The sequence below is a fragment of the Bacillus carboniphilus genome, from assembly GCF_039522365.1.
GTDB classification, from domain to species: Bacteria; Bacillota; Bacilli; order Bacillales; family JC228; genus Bacillus_BF; species Bacillus_BF carboniphilus.
In genome coordinates, this window is record NZ_BAAADJ010000034.1 from 1 (window position 1) to 1,375 (window position 1,375).

Annotated in this window: 9 tRNA genes and 2 rRNA genes; all 11 read left to right on the top strand. The window is 47.6% G+C overall.

The annotated features are described in order from the left end of the window. A 5S ribosomal RNA gene (rrf, locus tag ABDZ91_RS14145) occupies window positions 1-102 on the top strand; the annotation flags it as partial. Between the two features lie 5 nt (window positions 103-107). Further along, window positions 108-183, top strand: a tRNA-Val gene (locus tag ABDZ91_RS14150). Window positions 184-272: 89 nt separating this feature from the next. Continuing rightward, window positions 273-348, top strand: a tRNA-Thr gene (locus ABDZ91_RS14155). 169 nt (window positions 349-517) lie between these two features. Continuing rightward, window positions 518-593 (top strand) — tRNA-Lys (locus tag ABDZ91_RS14160). Between the two features lie 14 nt (window positions 594-607). Continuing rightward, window positions 608-690, top strand: a tRNA-Leu gene (locus tag ABDZ91_RS14165). A gap of 3 nt (window positions 691-693) precedes the next feature. Continuing rightward, window positions 694-768 (top strand) — tRNA-Gly (locus ABDZ91_RS14170). 7 nt (window positions 769-775) lie between these two features. Beyond that, window positions 776-864: transfer RNA gene (locus ABDZ91_RS14175), tRNA-Leu, on the top strand. A gap of 7 nt (window positions 865-871) precedes the next feature. Continuing rightward, window positions 872-948 (top strand) — tRNA-Arg (locus ABDZ91_RS14180). Window positions 949-979: 31 nt separating this feature from the next. Further along, a tRNA-Pro gene (locus tag ABDZ91_RS14185) sits at window positions 980-1,056 on the top strand. A gap of 16 nt (window positions 1,057-1,072) precedes the next feature. Next, window positions 1,073-1,148, top strand: a tRNA-Ala gene (locus tag ABDZ91_RS14190). A 136-nt stretch (window positions 1,149-1,284) separates the two neighbouring features. After that, window positions 1,285-1,375: ribosomal RNA gene (locus ABDZ91_RS14195) — 16S ribosomal RNA — on the top strand; the annotation flags it as partial.

The following is a 1,375-nucleotide window of genomic DNA, read 5'->3' on the forward strand; positions in this document are numbered from 1 at the left end:
GAGAAGGTCACACCCGTTCCCATCCCGAACACGGAAGTTAAGCTTCTCAGCGCCGATGGTAGTTGGGGGCTGTCCCCCTGTGAGAGTAGGACGTTGCCAGGCTGTATGGAGGATTAGCTCAGCTGGGAGAGCACTTGCCTTACAAGCAAGGGGTCGGCGGTTCGATCCCGTCATCCTCCACCATTTTTATTGAAAAAGTTGTTGACAAACAACTCTAAAATTGATAAAATATAATCTTGTCGTTTGAGAAATGTAGACAAGCAAAACATAATGCCGGTGTAGCTCAACTGGTAGAGCAACTGACTTGTAATCAGTAGGTTGGGGGTTCAAGTCCTCTCGCCGGCACCATTTTTTTCGTTATACTATAATGAGCCATTAGCTCAGTCGGTAGAGCAACGAGCGTTACTTCTCGGATATGCTTCGAGTCGTACAGATCGAGCCACAGCTTGAATAAGCTTTCTGAGATCTGGACGTCACTTTAGAGAAGCACATTTCTACCGGAGAAACACATTATTAAGAGCCATTAGCTCAGTCGGTAGAGCATCTGACTTTTAATCAGAGGGTCGAAGGTTCGAGTCCTTCATGGCTCACCATTTTAATTGAATACGCGGGTGTGGCGGAATTGGCAGACGCGCTAGACTTAGGATCTAGTGTCTTTATGACGTGGGGGTTCAAGTCCCTTCACCCGCATATGCGGAAGTAGTTCAGTGGTAGAACACCACCTTGCCAAGGTGGGGGTCGCGGGTTCGAATCCCGTCTTCCGCTCCATTTTTTTGCCGGGGTGGCGGAATCGGCAGACGCACAGGACTTAAAATCCTGGGAAGAGTGATCTTCGTGAGGGTTCAAGTCCCTCCCTCGGCACCATTTATATGCGCCCGTAGCTCAATTGGATAGAGCGTCTGACTACGGATCAGAAGGTTATGGGTTCGACTCCTGTCGGGCGCGCCATATAAAACTTTTAACAAGTTTCATTCCTTGACGGGAAGTAGCTCAGCTTGGTAGAGCACTTGGTTTGGGACCAAGGGGTCGCAGGTTCGAATCCTGTCTTCCCGACCATTTTAAAAAAAGTTTTGGGGCCTTAGCTCAGCTGGGAGAGCGCCTGCTTTGCACGCAGGAGGTCAGCGGTTCGATCCCGCTAGGCTCCACCATTTACCTTTTGACAAATCACATCGTAGATGTTACGATATTTTTTGTCCATTAAAATATTGCTCTTTGAAAACTGAACAAAGAAAAACGTCAACGTTAATTCAATTTTTTATTTTATGAGCTTTTCAAATCTTTTCTTTTATGGAGAGTTTGATCCTGGCTCAGGACGAACGCTGGCGGCGTGCCTAATACATGCAAGTCGAGCGAATCTTTGGGAGCTTGCTCCCAA